Origin of the sequence: Changchengzhania lutea, assembly GCF_006974145.1 — a bacterium.
In the GTDB taxonomy this organism is placed as follows: Bacteria; Bacteroidota; Bacteroidia; order Flavobacteriales; family Flavobacteriaceae; genus Changchengzhania; species Changchengzhania lutea.
The window spans coordinates 529,404-546,815 of the sequence record NZ_CP039456.1 but is presented as its reverse complement, the minus strand read 5'-3'; the positions used below and the strand labels follow the sequence as shown (position 1 = coordinate 546,815).

General features: G+C 34.5%; 17 protein-coding genes and 2 pseudogenes. 9 read left to right on the top strand and 10 right to left on the bottom strand.

All coding sequences use genetic code 11. The features are described from left to right. Positions 1-2: 2 nt before the first annotated feature. The 5 genes from FAF07_RS02565 to FAF07_RS02550 all read right to left on the bottom strand — a co-directional run bounded on the left by FAF07_RS02565 (position 3) and on the right by FAF07_RS02550 (position 3,353). On the bottom strand, positions 3-365 hold the full coding sequence (locus FAF07_RS02565) for a hypothetical protein (RefSeq protein WP_142783634.1): 363 nt from the start codon (positions 363-365) through the stop codon (positions 3-5). Between the two features lie 77 nt (positions 366-442). Further along, a complete protein-coding gene (locus FAF07_RS02560; protein WP_142783633.1) occupies positions 443-865 on the bottom strand; it encodes a tetratricopeptide repeat protein in 423 nt (140 codons plus the stop codon). Between the two features lie 90 nt (positions 866-955). Further along, complete coding sequence (locus FAF07_RS18765) at positions 956-1,465, bottom strand: transposase (RefSeq protein ID WP_246067756.1); 510 nt, start codon at positions 1,463-1,465, stop codon at positions 956-958. 11 nt (positions 1,466-1,476) lie between these two features. Next, entirely contained in the window at positions 1,477-2,202 is a 726-nt protein-coding gene (locus tag FAF07_RS18760) for an IS110 family transposase (RefSeq protein WP_246067755.1), read from the bottom strand. A gap of 347 nt (positions 2,203-2,549) precedes the next feature. Next, positions 2,550-3,353: an alpha/beta hydrolase gene (locus FAF07_RS02550; RefSeq protein WP_185956502.1), complete on the bottom strand. Its 804-nt coding sequence runs from the start codon at positions 3,351-3,353 to the stop codon at positions 2,550-2,552. Positions 3,354-3,531: 178 nt separating this feature from the next. Here FAF07_RS02550 and FAF07_RS02545 point away from each other — a divergent pair, with 178 nt between their 5' ends. The 5 genes from FAF07_RS02545 (at position 3,532) to FAF07_RS02525 (ending at position 7,872) form a co-directional block, all read left to right on the top strand. Continuing rightward, the gene (locus tag FAF07_RS02545; RefSeq protein WP_142783631.1) at positions 3,532-4,155 is read left to right on the top strand and encodes a tetratricopeptide repeat protein; all 624 of its coding nucleotides are present in this window, start codon (positions 3,532-3,534) and stop codon (positions 4,153-4,155) included. Positions 4,156-4,173: 18 nt separating this feature from the next. Further along, on the top strand, positions 4,174-5,511 hold the full coding sequence (locus FAF07_RS02540; RefSeq protein ID WP_142783630.1) for a 2TM domain-containing protein: 1,338 nt from the start codon (positions 4,174-4,176) through the stop codon (positions 5,509-5,511). Between the two features lie 25 nt (positions 5,512-5,536). Next, the gene (locus tag FAF07_RS02535) at positions 5,537-5,869 is read left to right on the top strand and encodes a 2TM domain-containing protein (protein WP_142783629.1); all 333 of its coding nucleotides are present in this window, start codon (positions 5,537-5,539) and stop codon (positions 5,867-5,869) included. 90 nt (positions 5,870-5,959) lie between these two features. After that, positions 5,960-6,715: a LytR/AlgR family response regulator transcription factor gene (locus FAF07_RS02530; protein ID WP_142783628.1), complete on the top strand. Its 756-nt coding sequence runs from the start codon at positions 5,960-5,962 to the stop codon at positions 6,713-6,715. Between the two features lie 266 nt (positions 6,716-6,981). Continuing rightward, the gene (locus FAF07_RS02525) at positions 6,982-7,872 is read left to right on the top strand and encodes a hypothetical protein (RefSeq protein ID WP_142783627.1); all 891 of its coding nucleotides are present in this window, start codon (positions 6,982-6,984) and stop codon (positions 7,870-7,872) included. A 538-nt stretch (positions 7,873-8,410) separates the two neighbouring features. Here the strand turns inward: FAF07_RS02525 and lpxD are convergent. Together lpxD and FAF07_RS02515 are read right to left on the bottom strand one after the other, a co-directional pair. Further along, complete coding sequence (lpxD, locus tag FAF07_RS02520) at positions 8,411-9,403, bottom strand: UDP-3-O-(3-hydroxymyristoyl)glucosamine N-acyltransferase (RefSeq protein ID WP_142783626.1); 993 nt, start codon at positions 9,401-9,403, stop codon at positions 8,411-8,413. 71 nt (positions 9,404-9,474) lie between these two features. After that, positions 9,475-10,641, bottom strand: coding sequence for an LETM1-related biofilm-associated protein (locus tag FAF07_RS02515; protein WP_142783625.1), 1,167 nt, complete (start codon positions 10,639-10,641; stop codon positions 9,475-9,477). Positions 10,642-10,788: 147 nt separating this feature from the next. On the opposite strand from FAF07_RS02515, the pseudogene FAF07_RS19035 reads away from it, so the two are divergent. From FAF07_RS19035 to FAF07_RS02500, 3 genes and pseudogenes are all read left to right on the top strand, one after another. Beyond that, positions 10,789-11,013 (top strand): annotated as a pseudogene (locus tag FAF07_RS19035) (DUF4331 family protein); the annotation flags it as partial. Further along, positions 10,999-12,015, top strand: a pseudogene (locus FAF07_RS18755) (DUF4331 family protein). The pseudogenes FAF07_RS19035 and FAF07_RS18755, both read left to right, overlap by 15 nt. 60 nt (positions 12,016-12,075) lie before the next feature. Next, on the top strand, positions 12,076-13,365 hold the full coding sequence (locus tag FAF07_RS02500; RefSeq protein WP_246067754.1) for a tetratricopeptide repeat protein: 1,290 nt from the start codon (positions 12,076-12,078) through the stop codon (positions 13,363-13,365). Between the two features lie 474 nt (positions 13,366-13,839). Here the strand turns inward: FAF07_RS02500 and FAF07_RS02495 are convergent, their stop codons facing one another. The 3 genes from FAF07_RS02495 to FAF07_RS02485 form a co-directional block, all read right to left on the bottom strand. Next, positions 13,840-14,643, bottom strand: coding sequence for an anti-sigma factor (locus FAF07_RS02495; RefSeq protein ID WP_142783622.1), 804 nt, complete (start codon positions 14,641-14,643; stop codon positions 13,840-13,842). Then, on the bottom strand, positions 14,644-15,174 hold the full coding sequence (locus FAF07_RS02490; RefSeq protein WP_142783621.1) for an RNA polymerase sigma factor: 531 nt from the start codon (positions 15,172-15,174) through the stop codon (positions 14,644-14,646). It abuts the gene before it with no gap. An 87-nt stretch (positions 15,175-15,261) separates the two neighbouring features. Further along, positions 15,262-15,837, bottom strand: coding sequence for a superoxide dismutase family protein (locus FAF07_RS02485; RefSeq protein WP_142783620.1), 576 nt, complete (start codon positions 15,835-15,837; stop codon positions 15,262-15,264). Positions 15,838-15,961: 124 nt separating this feature from the next. Between FAF07_RS02485 and hemN the strand changes: the two genes are divergently transcribed. Then, positions 15,962-17,326 carry an oxygen-independent coproporphyrinogen III oxidase gene (gene hemN / locus FAF07_RS02480; RefSeq protein ID WP_142783619.1) on the top strand — a complete coding sequence of 455 codons (1,365 nt, stop codon included), beginning with the start codon at positions 15,962-15,964 and terminating at the stop codon, positions 17,324-17,326. Positions 17,327-17,412: the final 86 nt, after the last annotated feature.

The following is a 17,412-nucleotide window of genomic DNA, read 5'->3' as shown; positions in this document are numbered from 1 at the left end:
CTCTAATAAGTCTTGGCTTTTTTACAAGATTTTTTATTAAAGGTACGATGTTTAACCATGTCATTATGCATAACCACTTTCCTAAAGTCTGTCGGTTTTTTACTATTTAATAACTTTAATCCATCACTCGATTCAATAAGTTGTTGGAAGTTGTCTTCGCTAGCGTTATACTGGTCTTGATTTTTATAAGTTGTAATGAGTATAAAGCTAAAGGGAGACGTTTCATTGGGTATGGTTTCAAGCAATTGATAGCCGGATATATATCCTTTTTCCACAGCTTGAATGCGCAATGCTTGCCAATTATTCTGATAATAAAAAAGGGCTTCAGCATTATTATCATTCAAAACTTGTACATAATCTATCATCGATATAGGATTAGATTCCTGGCTCATACCAAAGTAGAACGATACTGAACATATCAATAGCAATAATTTTTTCATCATTAATCAGTTTTCAAATTATCTAGTTTTTCTTTTGAATAGCTATTTCCGCCACCTGTAATCAGTGCTTTTTCATAGGCTTTTATAGCCTTTTCTTTTTCGTCAACAGCAGCATAATAATCACCCAAAGAGTCATACACGTTTGAATGATTGGGATAGTTTTCTACATTCATTTTAAAAAATGCCAATGATTTTTCATGCATATCTTGCCGTAATAATCCATAACCCATCTGATTTACTAAATCTTCAGGAGGATGTATCGTATAGCCAAGTTTAGCAGAAACTTGATTGAAATGTGCCGTTATTTCCTCTATCACTTCTTTAGCAGAAATCATTGGGTTCATAATTTTTGAAACAATAGCATTATCAATATCGTACCACGAAAAAATAAAACGAAATGCGTCATAGGTTGCTATTAAGGGCACCGAACCATGTGTGTCATTGTAATAGTATTTATAATCGAAATGTAATTGACTTTTTGAATCTCGACTAACGTCAAATTATTATATTGAAAATCAAGAAGTTAAAAAATCGAGATCTTCAGGTTTAATATCAAATTTATTGATTTGTTTTTTAATTCTTTTAACAAGTCCCATTTTTCTTTTTTGATCGAGGAACAGATATTCTGAAGGTGGTTTATACGCTTGTTTTTTAGTGACCATATTCCAAATGATCACAGCAAGTTTTCTAGCTGTAGCACTTACGGCAACTTGTCTTCCTTTTTTAAAAGCAATTTTTCTAAAGAAATTTGATAAATGAGTATCTTTAAGATTTCCTATTGCATTTGCAGCTTGTCTTAATGCTGTTTTGATTCGATTACTGCCTTTTGGAGTTCTGTGACTAAGTATTTTTCCTCCAGATATTTTATTGTTTGGAGCAAGTCTCATCCAAGAAGTAAAATGCTTTGCTGTTGGGAATTTACTAAATCCATCTGGACCAATTTCACTGATGATTGTCAGTACTGTAGAATGGCTTACTCCTTCGATTTCCATTAAATCAATTCCACCAAAGTATTGAAATGCCATTTGATTGAGTTTTATTTTAGGTGCATTTTTATTGACTCTTTTGTATGGTTTAGCTTTGGTTTTGAGTTTTTTTTTACAGGATCAAGATTGATATGTTTTTTTAAGAATTTATCAATTTGGCTGTCACAGTCTTTAATTTTCTTTTGATAAAATTTATAAGATTCAAATTCTTGTTTAAGGCCAAATAGAAAGTCTTGTCTTTCATTCCCTTTTAAAGCCTTGGCTATTTCTTCTTCTGATTTTCTACAATTGAAATGTCTGTGCTTTGCCAATGAACTTGGATCAAGGTTCCCTCTGCAAATATCCTCTATTATTTTTAGTCCAGTAAGACCACAAACATCTTTGACCACTACGTCTAACCTCATATTAAGTAGTTTTAAATATTTCTGCATTTTACTGGAAGCCTCTGCAGCCGATTGTAACCAATTGGTTCTTTGTCTGCAATAGGTGCGCAATATTTCGGTAGTTTCATCAGGTAAGAAACTACTGCTTAGTAAACCAAGAGCGTGTAGTTTTTGTATCCACCTAGCATCTTTTACATCTGTTTTCTTGCCTCTGGCATTTTTGGTAAACTTACCATTGGCAAGCACTAGGTCAAAACCATTTTTAGCCAATTCCGCATATAGATTTTGCCAGTAACTTCCAGTGGATTCCATAGCGACAGAAGTAATTCCATTTTCTTTGAGCCAAAGGCAAATGGCTTCTAAATCTTCAGCGTATACTCCGAATTCTTTCACTTCACTGAGGTCTTGTCCAATTAGCTACAAAATGACTTCTGCTGCCTACATCGATTCCAGCACAGTGAAAATTGATGATGTCCAGTTCCATTTTTTTGTTCATAATATCTATTTTAAATTATAAAAAATGGTTCAAAAGAAGCACTGTATAAATTCTAAAATATCTCGATCGGACTCACATAAAATGCAGTACCACTGGAATTATCACATCAAACTTAATCTAAAGACAAGAATGATAGTACTTCGATCAGAATTACGACCGAGTTTACCAAAAGGTAACATCAGTTAAAAAATCGACCTATTAATGAACCAATATAAAGATATGAAATTCGTGTTTTTGCGCGTCGTTAGCCAAAGGAATTAATCGGATTCTGATGTGGGGAATTGGGAACAACGTTTTTTGAGAATTCTAAAATATCACGAATATGTTGTGTCGTTTGGGTGGTGTCTTTCTTTACGCTGTTCAAATCCATTTTTGGATCCATCGTATTTGCTATCCCAACAAATAAACTTTTTTCTAAAAAATCTTTTTCATTCAAAATGATTTTCGATTCGTTTAAAGTAAATGAATCTGCCCACCACAAACTGGGGTCAATGGCCAAATAACTGCTAAATAATTCTGGACGTTTTAATAAAGTATTAATAACCGTTAAACCTCCTAAGGAATGGCCTATGTACATTTTGTAGGGAGCGGTTGGGTATTTTTCCTCAATATATGGTATCAATTCGGTTTCTAAAAAATCCATGAACTGTTCACCGCCACCAGAATGGCTTTCGTCTGTCTTATCGCCTGCATTGATTTCGGCAACGGGTGTTAAATCGCGCATTCTATTGGTGTTTGGAATCCCTACCACAATCATTTTTGGCACTATCGTATTACCGTTTATGGAGCTCAATTGTTGAATCATGCCCGTTACAGAAGCAAAATGAGCATAGCCATCCAGTAAATACACTACAGGATATTTTTCAGTGGTATTGTTACCTGCATTTGGAACATGTACCCAGATTTTGCGGAGCTCATTGAGTGTTTTGGACTGAATGCTATCGACAGTTCCCATAATTATGTTGCCTTGATTTACCTGTTGTGCATGACTGATAGCGTTGAAATAAGAAATAAATAAGATGATTGGAATTGATAATGTTTTTTTCATGATGACGATGATGATTTTAATTAAATTTTGATTGAATGAGAATAAATATACCATTTTTATAAAATGAGAGAAAGAGTTTAACATTTCAGCTTAAAAAAATAACAGTTCAGTGTGTCTGTTTTTATTAAGTTAAAGTTGTGTCTCATATTTGTACTATAAATAAAATCAACAAAACATTATGAAACACTTTATTATGATTACAACTTTATTAGTGGCTGGGTTTATGCATTCACAAACTAATTATGAAAAAGGTATGCAAAAGGCCTTTGAACTTTGGGGAAATAATAACTCAACGGAAGCCGCCAATGTATTTGAGCGTATCGCTAATGCGGAACCCGATAATTGGTTGCCAGCATACTATGCAGCGCAAATTAACATTGTAACCAGTTTTGGTGAAACTGATGAAGATCTACTCGCCGCAAAATTAAAAAAAGCACAAAATTTGATAAATGATGCCACTGCTATTTCTAAAAATAACCCAGAGATTTTGGTATTGCAAGCTTTATTGCACACCGCATGGGTGGCTTTTGATGGAGCTACTTATGGCATGACTTTATCTGGAAAAGTAGTAGAACTGTATAATAAAGCAGAACAATTGGAGCCAGACAACCCCAGGGTTGTATACTGTAAGGCAGAATGGAACATAGGGGGAGCTAAATATTTTGGTCAAGATACTGCACCATTTTGTAAAGATTTGGAACACGCCTTAGAACTTTTTGCTAACTTTAAACCAGAAACACCATTTCATCCTAATTGGGGTAAAGAACGTACAGAACAAGTGCTTGCATCTTGTAAAGGATAGAACACAACTTAGAATATTATGACAAAATCAAAAAAAAATATTTACGCCAGTTTCATTATTGGATGTGCTATCTTTTTGATTGGAAATTTTTTTTCAGATGGATTTGAATTCGACAGTGTCACCCATTTTTTAATTGATTTTGCTTTTTATCAGTTGTATTCCTTTGTTCTTGGTTATTCCAATATGTTCTTTTTCGACTATATGGAACGACGCCAATGGAAAAAGCGTGACACTATAAAGCGTATTATAGTTGGAATTTTTGGTAGTACAATCATCACTTTAATTGGTTTGTTTCTTCTAAGAATGCTCACGGATTTATTAATGAATGGCAAAACCTTTCAAGAATTTATTTATAACGAAAAATTTGAATACTACCAATTTGGATTATGGATAACCTTAACCATCGTCATCATTTTCCATTTTATTTATTTCTATAATAAGTATCAGCAAAATAAGATTAAGGAACAAAAGGTTATTGCGGGCACAGCAAGTGCTAAGTTTGATGCCTTAAAAAATCAGCTTGATCCTCATTTTCTATTCAATAGCTTAAATGTGTTAACTAGTTTGATAGAGGAAAATCCGGATAACGCACAAAAATTTACGACCTCACTTTCTAAAGTGTATCGCTATGTTTTGGAGCAAAAAAACAAGGAGCTGGTTACGGTAGATGAGGAACTTCAATTTGCAAAAACCTATATGTCTTTGCTTAAAATGCGGTTTGAAGATAGTATTGTGTTTACCATGCCAGAACAGGCATCAAACCCAGAAAGTAAAGTGGTGCCATTGTCGTTACAACTTCTTTTAGAAAATGCCGTAAAGCATAATATGGTGACCTCAAGTAAACCGCTGCACATTACTATTTATGAAGATGCAGATAGCTTAGTGGTCGAAAATAATTTACAACCCAAACAAATTGTGAAAAAGAGTAGTGGGGTGGGTTTAAGCAATATTAAACAGCGCTACGATTTGTTAACAAACAAAAAAGTACAAATTAATAAAGAAACAGCAAGGTTTGCAGTTGCCATACCTATGCTAACTAAGCAAATATCAATTATGAGAACACCAACAGAACCAGAATTAAATGAGAGTTATGTGCGTGCACGTAACCATGTAGACGAGCTTAAAGGCTTTTATTACAGCCTAATATCCTATATTTTAGTCATTCCTTTTTTAATATTTATAAATTACAGGACCTCATGGGGCTTTCAATGGTTTTGGTTTCCACTATTTGGTTGGGGCATCGGTTTGTCTATTCAGGCCTTTAGAGTGTTTGTGAATGATGGTGCTTTTGGCAGAGGTTGGGAAAAACGCAAAATTGAGGAATATATGCGTGAAGAAGAAAAGCAGTGGGACTAAAAATTATCTTAATAAATTACAGATTATGAAACGGCATCAAATTAAAACTAGTAAAGAATCCTTCGGAAAGGAGAATGCTTATTTGCGTGCAGAAAAAAGATTAAAGGAACTAAAAGGTTTTTACTGGCATTTATTCTGGTATTTAGCCGTAAACATTTTTTTAATTATTGTTATACTTGTGAATTCAAATGGTGACAATATTTGGCATTTTGGAACATACACAACACCATTCTTTTGGGGCATAGGCTTGGGCTTTCATGCTTTGAGTGTCTTTGGTAAAAATTTAATTTTTAGCAAAAGATGGGAAGACAGGAAAATTCAAGAACACATGGATAAAGAAAAGAAGCAGTGGAAATAAATTCATTTTTCAGTGACGGGCACAGTTTTTAACCGCTCTTATTATCTTAGCATTTTTATTAGAAAAACAACATATGATAAAAAGTAACCCATGCACGTAATCATTATAGAAGACGAAAAACCATCTGCACGTCGTTTGCAGCGGATGCTTCAAAAATTAGATATTGAAGTGAGTATTATGCTTCACTCTGTAGAAGAATCTATAGTTTGGTTTGAAAATAACACACATCCCGATCTTATATTTTTAGATATTCAGTTAAGTGATGGTTTATCTTTTGAGATTTTTGAAAGTATCGATATTAAATCGGCTATCATATTCACCACGGCTTATGATGAATATGCTTTAAAGGCCTTTAAGTTGAATAGCATCGATTATTTATTAAAGCCCATAGACGATGGCGATCTTGCTGTTGCTGTAAAAAAATATCAAGAACGTGCGCCACAAAAGCAGGCCGTAACCTTAGATTTTAATGATATTAAGAAATTACTTGTAAATCCTATTGATCGCGCATATAAAAAGCGTTTTTCGGTAAAGATTGGTCAGCATTTGAAGCTTATAAATATTGATGATATTGAATGTTTTTACAGCGAAAATAAAGGCACCTATTTATATACTGGAGAAGGGCGGAACTATTTGTTGGATACCACCTTGGAACTCCTGGAAAACGAATTGGAACCCCAGACTTTTTTTAGAATAAACAGAAAGTTTTTTGTGAATATAAACGCTATAAAAGATATGGTGAGTTATACCAATTCCCGACTGCAAATCAAGTTAAAATCCTATAACGAACAAGACATTATTGTCGCTCGCGAGCGGGTTAAGGATTTTAAAGGATGGCTAGAGTAGAATTGGTGGTTTTTAAATGGAATTTACCAATATTGCCTCTGCATGCTACCCTCATGCTTTACCCTTAATTTTGTTTACACATTTTTAATAGAAATTTTTCACAAAGATTGAAACATGAAAAATGAATGTTCTATGAACAGAGTTTATTACAGATGGTTTATTTTAATAAATTAGGCTATATTACTAATAGTCATTATATTACAAGTGTTAGTAGCTAATTTGATCATAATTCTCTCCTCTAAGCTATTATTATATACAATCTAAATATGATTTATAGAATTTACAAAAAGGAGATAGTGTTACCTGTATTGTCTGTTATTTTAATTCTAATACTTACTGGGGCCATATGGAATAAGTTAGTGAAGTCTCATAAGGATTGGGTAAGGGAAAATCTGGCTCAAACGGGAAAATTAGCGTCACAGGAATTTAATTTAGTTCTTAAACAGAGTATAGAAAGTATAGAAAACCTTAAAACGAGATTAGAATATACTGATGGAAAAAACTTTAAATATTGGAAAGATGATGCACAATTACTTTTGGAACAACATCCATCTATTCATTTTGTTGAATGGATTAATTCTAATATGGTTATAAAAAGTATAGTCCCTTTGATTGGTAATAAAAGTGTTCTTGGTTTGGATATTTCTAAAATAGTATATCGCAAAAAGGAATGGGTGGAACATAGCTTTGATGACTCTACTAATATAACGCCTTGGGCAAATATGATACAAGGTGGTCAAGCTTTTTTAATTGATGTCCCCGTGTATTTTCAAAATAGATTTCGAGGCACAATCACCGCAGGTATGGATTTTATGGAAAACCTGATCAAGATTACAGAAAGTCTAGATGGATATCCCATAGAAGTGAGGGATAATGATGGGGCTGTTTTCTATAAATCCAATACACGGGATATTGATAAAAAAACGGATGATTTGGTTTATGAAGAAAAGATTTTAATTGATAAACTTCATGGTAAATATTGGAGTATAAGAATGTACCCTTCTAAATCATCATTTTCACCCAATAGGCTTCATCTCATTAATTATTTTCTGATTACCGGAATTATTTTTGCTTTGTTATCTGGGTTTCTTGTTTATTTTTATTTAAAATCTGAAAAGCTAGCTAAGCGAGCAACAGGCTTTAATAATACATTATAAAGGCTATGAGCAAAGCATTATCCAAGGATCAACTTTATAAACTTTTATTGTCCACTTTGTATAACGACAGATGAGTTCATTCAAAATTTAACAGCTTTAATTTCAATCTAAAGACTCTCCGACCCTTGGGTCGGGGTTTCCTGTTTACCTCTCCTTGGGAGAGGTCAGAACTGCCATTTTCAGCAGTTCTGGGTGAGGTAAAATACAAAATTTCGGTTTTTGGCCCCAAGGCCAAAATGAAACCGGCGAAATACCTCGATGGCTCTGCCGGGGATAGTCGGTTTCAAGAAATTTTTTATTAACAAATAATTCTTTTTCATATCCTGCAAGACCTTATTTTGACCTTGTAGGTATTGGAATTAAGCAACATAAACCTACAAGGTTTTTAATAACCATAACTGAAAATTAAAATGACAATTAGCCTAATGCCCCATGCAATAAAAACATGTTTTCTTGTAATCGTCATTCTATTATACTCATAGGTTTATCCCCAAACTTACAAGAAGTTTACTGCAGTTTTAGATAAAGTCAACTAAGCTTATTTTTTTGCTAACCTACGCATCGCTACCCATTGCTTTAACATATCTCTAGCATCCTGTGCTGGATATCCTAAAACCGTTTCACCAGCTTTAACATCATTCATCACACCAGAGCCCGCACCAACGGTTGCGCCAGAGTGTATGGTGGTATGGTCTTTAATAGAAGCACTACCTCCAATAATAACACCGTCTCCTAAAGTTACCGAACCTGCTAAACCACTATGGCCTGCCATAATGCAAGACCGCCCCATAATACTGTTATGTGCTATTTGCACCAGGTTATCTATTTTACAACCATCGCCTATAATAGTAGAACTGAATTTTGCTCGGTCTACGCAGGAGTTGGCTCCGATTTCTACATAATGCCCTATTATGACATTTCCTATTTGAGGTACTTTTACCAAGCCCCTACCATCGTCACTCGGGCGATAGCCAAAACCATCTGCTCCAATACTTACATTTGTGTGGAAAATACAATGGCTACCAATAATGCAACGCTCTCTAATCACGGTTCCAGACCATATAGTCGTGTGGTCACCGATAGAAGTTTCATCAAAAACACAAACATTAGGATACATAGTTACACCATTGCCAAGAACCACATTTTTACCCACATAACAGTTGGCTCCAATTTTACAGCCCTCACCTATAGTTGCCGAAGCATCCACAACAGCCGTTGGATGAATGTCTACATCGAACTGTGGTGCGGGCGGATTAAATAGTTCAAGTATTTTGGCCATAGCTAAATCGGCATTTTTCACTTTAATAATAGCACGATTATCTTCCGGTTCTACTGTTAAATTATCATTTACTAATGCTGCACAGGCCTTAGAGTCTTTCCAAAGCTTAATGTATTTAGTGCTTCCTATAAAGGTGATTTGGTTGTCTTTGGCCTGTTGTAATTGTTCCGGCCCTGTTATTTTATTTGTAGTATTCCCTAGTAATACGCCATTAACTAGCGTGCTAATCTCTTCAACAGTATATGATTTCATTTCGTGTAGTTAAGTTTAAGTTTAGTGCAATGATGTAAAACTACAGGAAAAAACACAGAAACCCGTAATTATTATTCAATTCTGTTATCGTCAAAAGCTGAGGGTAATAATTTGGGAATAAACTTAATAACTAAAGGTAAGAGTAAGGCGCCACCTGGAAGCAGAAATATGGCGAGACTGGGTATCGTTTTGAAAATATCCAAAAGCTGCTCGTTAACTTTTTTCTGTTCAGCAGTGGTTAGAGGGCGCACAGTACTCTGGGTAAGAAGTCTCATGAGTTCTTTGCTACCTTTCAATTCACGATAAATACGTTTGCTATTTCGTGTTATAAGTTTTATGACAATTTTACTGGAATTATTATAGAAATTCTGCACGATGTTTTGAGAGCTCAACAAGGCCATATTGTTTTTATGTATCTCATAAAAATCGGCTACATTTTTTAGAGACGCTTTTGTTGTGATTTCATCTAAATTCAAATCCTTGCCGAGTTTTAAAAGAAATTTTTGCTCAGAATAATCTATTAGATTATCGCTCCATGTGGCCATTGATGCCAAGTCTAAAAGGTAGCTCTTCTCATCAGTATTGGAAACCACTTTTAAACCCTCATCATAATCAACATCATCGTGATTATGATAGCGCATTGAAGATTCAAATAGTTTTATAAAACCGGTATCGTATTCCTTTTTGTTGGCTTTAGAATTTAGCGCATTGAGAATAATCACTTCAATGGCAGCTTCTAAATTTTTAATATAGACACGCGATAACGATTCGTTTTTTAAGTATTGCTTGTAGGCCAAAACATCAACATATAACAGGGCATTGATACTGTAATAGTTAAAGTTTTTAGATAACATATTGTTATCAATTTGAATACGCCTGTTAATAATGTACTCCAAACTGTGCTTATTATGCCCTCCAAATAAATTATGAAGGAACGAGGTTTTAACCTCATTGATTTCAGAATAAAAATGAGTAATACTACCTATTACAGGACTTTGGCAACCAGCACTTGTATGCGCGTGCATCAGGGCAATAAATAAATTTAGTTTGCATAATTCATCGTCTGTAAGGTCTTGTTTTGGGATTATGTTTCCCACAGAAACCATATTAAAACCGTATATAAAACCACAAGCACGCAGTGCTTCGTAGAAAGTATCTTCGCTTAGATTTAAAAGGAATTCATCTTCCTCAAAACGCTTGATCAATTTTTTTATCCAACCTCTAGCCGAAGGATTCATACATATTAATTATAAAAGGTAAAAGTAAGGTTTTCATCAATTACTTGCTGTATAATTCTTTAACATAAATTTAACAAAACCATTATGTTCTATTTATCGTAGGTATCCTTGAAAGTAAAATAATCCATAAACAAAATTTCAAAAAACATGAACAAATTTCAAAAAGTATTGGCAATTGGGGTAGTCGCTGCGGCTGCACTCTTCGTAATAGCGGCAGATCATATTGATGCTCCAGCTGTTCAAGGTGGTAATAGTGATATTACCGATTTCTATGCGTTTCAAGGTCAAGACGAAAACAATTTAGTATTTGTTGCTAATTTACAAGGCCTCTTGAGTCCATCGACAACAGCAAGTGCGATGTTTGATGAGAACGTCTTAATTGAATTCAATATTGACAACACAGGTGATAATGTTGAAGATTTGGTTATACAAGCTATTCCTAGAGATGGTAAAATGTATTTCTTTGGGCCAGTGGCACCATCGCAAACAGGATTGAATAGTATGGTAATGACAACCGCTTCTGCAAATGGTATGGTTGATATTACAGCTTATGGAGCGTCTGCAAATATTGAAACTAGCGCAGGAATGACTTTTTTCGCAGGACCAAGAGATGATCCTTTCTTTTTCGATTTTGCACAGTATTCAGCGATAATTGGAGAAACTGCTACTGGTTTTAATAGCCCAGGTACAGACACATTTGCAGGAACTAATGTTTTATCTGTAGTAGTTGAGGTGCCAAAATCAATGATTGGTGGATCAGGAACTATTAACACATGGGTAGAATCTAAAAGAAAATAATAACAACACATTAAAATAAGAAACATGAAAAATATAAAAATATTAGCTCTAGCATTATGTATAGTTCTTGTAACGTTCAATTGCTCAAACGATGATGATAAGATAATGATGTCTGAAGAAATTGATTTCTCTGGAACGTATAAACAAGAAGATCAAATGGGAAGGCCTGCTGTAAATACCGTATTCACATCGAAAGGGTCTAAGGATATGTTTAACGTGACTATACCTTCTATGCAAGCAGCAGCTTTTCAAAGTATGTTTCAAACCAACCTAGAGGGTTTGAGTCCTGCATATGCTGATGGTGGAAGAAATGCATTAATGCTAAATTCAGCCGAATTCACGGGCTTATTGGCTACAGATGTATTAAATGTGTCCTTAGATGGAAAAACAACATTCTTTGATGGCGAAAATGTATTAACAGGAAGAGCTTTAGCTGACGATGTTATAACGGTAGAACTATTATTAATATTTGGGGGTGAGGATTTTATGGAAAATCCAACATTATCCAATGATAACGTAGATGCCAACGACAAGGATTTTTTAAGCACATTCCCTTACTTGGCTTCGCCTTGGTAGACTAAAATAACTCTGGATTAGAGTTTATTAAACATACATACATCTTAAAAATACTAAACGATGAACTTGAAATATATTATGATGATTGGTGTGCTTGCCCTAGCGTTTAGTTGCACAACATCTCCAAAGCAAATCACCAGTAGTAAGGACTATATGGCTTACCTGGAACCTACTGATAATATGCACCTAAACATGGCGCAAGAAGAAGTGGATTTCTGGCATCAGAAACTTAAGGACAACCCCAACCAATTTCCTTATTTGGCTAAATTAGGCAGTGCTTACGCTACGCTATTTGCCATTACAGGAAAAATAGAACATTTAAAGCAAGCTGAAAACGCTTACCTAAAAGTCAATGGCATAACCAATTATGAAAATTCTTCATATTTAAAAGCACTTGCTACAAACTATATTTCACAACATAAATTTAAAGAAGCATTAAGCCTTTTGAAAAAAGCTGAATCTAACGGTGATAAACTTGAGGATACTCAAAAAATGCTTTTTGACGTCTACCTAGAATTAGGGAATTACGAATTGGCTAAAGACTATTTAAACCGTTTTCAAGACACAAACGATTTTGATTACCTCATACGTCTCTCAAAATGGTCAGATCATAGAGGCGATTTAGAGACCGCTATAAAATTTATGGAGCAAGCAACTACTATTGCTGAATCTTCTAATTTGCCCGGATTAAAATTATGGGCGTATACAAATTTGGCCGATTTTTATGGACACGCTGGACATATTGAGACCTCCTACGCTTATTTCCTAAAAGCATTGGAATTAGATCCAAATGATGCCTATGCGAAAAAAGGAATTGCTTGGATTGTTTATTCACATGAAAAAAATCCAGATGAAGCTCTACGTATTTTAAACACAGTTACAGAAACTTTTTTTGCCCCAGATTATTATTTATTAAAAGCGGAGATTGCCGAGTATAAGGAAGACCAACATAAGAAGTCAGAACATTTAAATTTATACCTTAAAGAAATGGAAGATATGTCTTATGGCGATATGTATAATGCCTATAATGTGATGCTCCTTGCCGAAGATAATTTGAATTCTAAGAAGGCTATCACATTAGCAGCAACAGAAATAGAAAATAGACCCACACCACGATCTTATGATTTAATGGCATGGGCATATTATAAAAACGGTCATGTAGATATGGCATTGGATATTGTAGAATCTCACGTTGCCAATCAGACATTTGAACCCGAAGCATTATATCATATTGCTGAAATATATAAAGCAAATGGTAAAAACAAAAAAGCGAAAAATCTAAAAAAAGAATTATTGGAGAGTAGTTTTGAGTTAGGTCCTCTTATGGCTAAAAACATTAAAAATATTTAATCGATAAAGTGACTTTTTTTGAATTCTTCAAAACTTTTAACCAAAAAACATTGGCATTATTAATTTGAGGAAATTAATTGCTTACTCATGAAAAAGGAAGGTTGCATTTGCATAAATCATAGCAAATATGATTTAGTTTTTTTGGTTATTTTGTTAGGAAATCAGCCTGGTCATAGCAATATAACTGGGCTATTCCTTATTTAGAAGTAATCGAAAGATGGCTTGAATTTTTCTAATTTGGTGCTATACTAGATGGAGTAATTTCTTTATAATAGTGGGTTATACATCTTTTTCTTATTTATTTAACTATTCCATGATTGATGAGTAAAACTTTTAGACCATATTTAAACTGGCAATACTTTCTAAAAGAATCCAATGAAATAGTTTTTCAATGTCTTGTGTAGCTCGTTTCATGCAGACTAATGCCACCAGTTTCCTAAGAAAATGTGAGGATACTAATCTTCAGTTTAATAATCAACTGGCATTCACAGCACCCAAAGTATAAAGTTGCTCCATGGTTGGTGCGTCGCTTCCACCTGCTGGTTCTAAAGTAATACCAAAGGCTTCACTACTGTTCGGGTTTTTTATTTCAAATATTTTATTGTCATCGGTAATAAAATCGTCAATAGTTCCCAAACTTGTAGGAGTAAGTGGATTAAGTGTCAAAGACCACACTTGATAAACTTTTCCGCGTGGTGGTTCTGGAAGCCCTTGCGCATCTAGAAAAATACGATTGGACGCCTTGTCCCAGTATACTTTTGCATAAGCGCTAGAGAATTCGCCTTGGCCACCTAATGGAATTTCGATAATAGAATCATCTCGCAAAACAGAAATCAGGGTGTTGGCTTCAGCTAAACTATGTTTTGAATTTTCAATTTGCGTTTCTAATAAGTTTTCTTGGGTTTCCGCGGTTTGAATATCAGATTTTAACGTGTTGTTTTCACTTACCGTCCATAATAAACCTGCCGCTAAAATAACTGAGGCTGCCCAACCTGTATACGTGATCCAATTGTATTTTGGTTTTACAATAGAAATTACTTTGGCTTCATCGGTATTAAAACCTAATGTTATTTTGACTTTTTGAAGTAAAGTTTCGATATTTCGTCTTGATGTTGAGGCTGTAAGTTTAACCACTGCTGCTTCAATTTCAAGCACTTCTTGTAATATTTCAGGATGCTGTTGCATAAGCTGATAGACCTGTTCGTTTTCCTCATCAGAAAGTGCGCCAGCCACGTAAAGTTCTAAAATTCCAGATTCTATGTATGCTTTAATATCCATTTAATTCAATACCATGGTTCTTAAATCCTTAATGCAGTTTCTGTTTCTTGTTTTAATAGTACCAATGGGCATCTTGAGCGTTTCAGATGCTTCACTTTGCGTGTATCCCTTGAAATATAAAAGCTCAATAACTTCAATACATTTTTTGGCAAGTTTTTTCACAAATTTTTCAATACCAATAGCATCTGTGGCGTCATCTAAACTGTCATTGGTTTCTAGGATATCTACGAAAAAATCAACATTGAGGTTTTGTTTGGAGTTCTTGAAATTTTTAGAGCGTGTTTTATCTATGGCAGCATTGCGCGCAATATTTAAAATCCAAGTAAAAAAACGACCTTTTTCACTGGAGTAACTATTGGCATTATGCCATGCTTTAATAAAGACATCCTGCATCACCTCTTCTGCAATATCATAATCTCTTACAATATTGTAAATAACACCATGCATACTTTTATGGTACATACCATAAAGCGTTTCAAAAGCCTTCTCGTCTTTATGTTTAAATTTTTCAACTAGGGCTTCTAATTCCATTTTTGGGAACTTAACATTTATGTTTTTAAAAAAACAGCCACTTTAATAAGCAGCTGTTTTATTGATTTTATTTTTTATTGGAAAACCTTATTCAATAATACCGGCACAACTTACCCGTGCACCAGCAGCACCAGAGGGTTGCGAGGTGAAATCATCAGCCCCAGCGTGTACTATGATGCCTTTTCCTAAGATGTTCTTAGTATCATCAGCACAACCAATACACCATTCGTCTGTAGACATAGATATGGTACCATTACCGTTGGCATCGGCAGTAAAATTACCTATATCTCCTTTATGATAGCCTTCTGACGCGCCCCATTTGCCATGTGGTTTCGCTGTAGGGTTCCAATGACCACCAGCAGAACTTCCATCTTCCGAAGAACAATCTGATGATTCATGAATATGGATGGCATGTTCTCCTACCTCCAATCCACTCATAATAGCGGTCATGCTTACGGTGCCATCTTCTTCCGTAAAAACCACATTTCCACTTACAGAACTGCCGCTTTTTGCCGTCAATGCCATTTTTACTTTTTTAGGCGTTTGCATGGCAACTTCTACTTTTTCACCTTCAGTTTCAACTGCTTTTTGTTCTTTTTTATCACTTTTACAAGCTAGGATACTCATTGCAAATATCACTAGGAGAATACTACTTTTTTTCATTTGGTTTGGGTTTTTATTTAACTGGAAAGTTAATGTTTTCATAGACCAATTACAAATATTCCATATGACATATGTCATATTTTTAAACCTATGATTCCTTTAATTTTGAACTAAATAAAGAATTATGTCAAAATTATTGGTGAATAAATATAATGTTGCAGGACCTCGATACACGAGTTATCCTACCGTTCCTTATTGGAATCAAGAATCGTTTTCTTCAAAAAAATGGCAGCAGGTGGTAAGCCAATCGTTTTCTGAAAGTAATTCTAAAGAAGGTCTTAGTATTTATATTCACCTTCCATTTTGTGAAAGTATGTGCACGTTTTGTGGTTGCAACAAGCGAATTACCAAACGTCATGATGTAGAGCATCCATATATTAATGCGGTTTTAAAAGAATGGGCATTGTATTTAGATTTATTTGATGAAAAACCAGTGATTAAGGAAATTCATTTGGGTGGAGGGACGCCTACATTTTTTAGTCCAGAACATTTACAGTTGTTAATCAACGGTATTTTAAGGTCATCTATTCTCGCTAAAGATTATCAATTTAGTTTTGAAGGTCATCCAAATAATACAACGAAAGAACATTTGCAAGCCTTGTATGATGTTGGATTTAGACGGGTCTGCTATGGTGTCCAGGATTATAATCTTACGGTACAAAAAGCCATTAATAGGATACAGCCATTTGAAAATGTAAAAAGGGCTACGCAAACCGCACGGGAGATTGGATATACTTCTGTAGGACATGATATTATTTTCGGACTGCCCTTCCAAACTTTAGAGCACGTTAAAGAAACCATTTCGAGAACCCAAGAATTGCTGCCCGATAGATTGGCATTTTATAATTATGCCCATGTACCTTGGATTAAAGGTAACGGACAGCGCGGGTTTACAGACTCCGATTTGCCATCAGTATCCCTTAAAAAAGAACAGTATGAGTTAGGTAAACAATGGTTAACCAATATTGGCTATACAGAAATAGGAATGGACCACTTTGCCTTACCAACAGATGCTTTATATCAATCTATGGTGTCTGGCAGTTTGCACCGAAATTTTATGGGATACACACCACTTAAGACACAAGTCATGATTGGTTTGGGGGTGTCTTCAATTAGTGATAGTTGGTACGGTTTTTCTCAAAATGTTAAGGGCTTAGAAAGCTATTACAATTTATTAAAGGACAAGATTCTACCCATTTCTAAGGGTCATATTTTAAATGAAGAAGACCAAATTATCAGAACCCACATTCTTAATTTAATGTGTCAATTTAAAACCTCTTGGACAACAAATGATTTATATTTTGAAAACTTACCTCAGGTACTAGCTAGCTTGCAAGAAATGGAGAAAGATGGATTACTAAATATAAAGACTAATACTATCGAAGTCACCAAAAAAGGACGTCCTTTTGTTAGAAATATATGTATGGCTTTTGATATGTTATTGCAACGAAATAAGCCTAAAACACAGCTATTTTCAATGACTGTTTAGTCAAATTAATACACTTTGGTGAAGGTCGCCGATGTGTCATTTATAATTGTCATTCTCGTGATTGAGCTGAACTTGTTTCAGTAAAT